General features: G+C 41.0%; 1 protein-coding gene. It reads right to left on the reverse strand.

All coding sequences use genetic code 11. The features are described from left to right. Nucleotides 1-671, reverse strand: a 671-nt coding sequence (locus ACP45E_RS17720; RefSeq protein WP_198927751.1) for a cache domain-containing protein, incomplete at its 3' end; no start/stop codon positions are given. Nucleotides 672-1054: the final 383 nt, after the last annotated feature.

Genomic DNA, 1054 nt, shown 5'->3' on the forward strand with positions numbered 1-1054 from the left:
ACGGCATCACTTACCTCTTGTGGCTCTCCACCGAGAAGCGCAAGCATCTTTCTAATCGAGACAATCAAAAGAAGTAAAATAGCGGCGCCAATGATGAGACACATCGTAATCTTCAATTGAGCACTAGACCAAAAGCGAGCGTTGGTTTCATTAAAGCCAATCCCTGTTCCTACTACCCAGCTCCAGCGAGGGGTTTTTTGGGCTATTGAGAGTTTATCTTCAATCGAGCCGTCAGCTTGTTTTTGAGTCCAAGTGTATTCGACCATTCGGTTGGAGTTACCGAGAGCATTAAGCAATAACTGCCCAACACTGTTGCCAGAACCATCTTTAAAATCGTGGAAACTGGTGTCGTGTATTTCTGGATCATGAGGAGCAGCAACAAATATCATGTTCTCATCAGCGACATAAACATATTCATTGTCTTTATAAATATTATTTCGCAGCAGTCGTGTCGCAAGCTGCTTGGCTTCTTCTTCTTCGAGTGTGCCATCCGCCGCCATTTTCTCGACTTCGGTTAAAATACTATAAGCACTTTTAAATAATTCAGTCACTCGCGCTTTGTTATCGAGATTACTGGCAACGCGCAGTGTCCATAAACCGGTCATGGTTATAGCAAGCAGTGCAATCAAGATGATCCCTGAAAGCAAATAAGCCTGTGTTTTTAGTTTCATTAAGCAGTCCCCACACATTACGTGGTTTAAAAGCGATACCGTTGTATCAGCGGATGTATCAATAAAGCATAGTTTAGAAGTATAGCCGAGAAAATATCGTTAGCTTCAAAGTATGATAGAGATTAAATTTCTACCGCAAAAAAAGTCATTTTCAAATGCTTCTATATGTAACTGATTGTATCAAGCTTTCATTAAGGATCAGTTGTTAACTATTAGCCGTGAAGTTTTAACAATGGCAGGTAAATGTCTCTTAGGCTCAATAGCAGGGTAGTGAGGGTTTTTATTACGTAAAGGATAGCAGAGCCTAAATGCAAAAAGGCCTCATCAAATGATGAGGCCTTTTTAAAAGTGGCTCCCCTTGCAAGACTTGAACTTGCGACATA

Origin of the sequence: Vibrio genomosp. F10 str. 9ZD137 (genome assembly GCF_049974785.1) — a bacterium.
Lineage (GTDB): Bacteria > Pseudomonadota > Gammaproteobacteria > Enterobacterales > Vibrionaceae > Vibrio.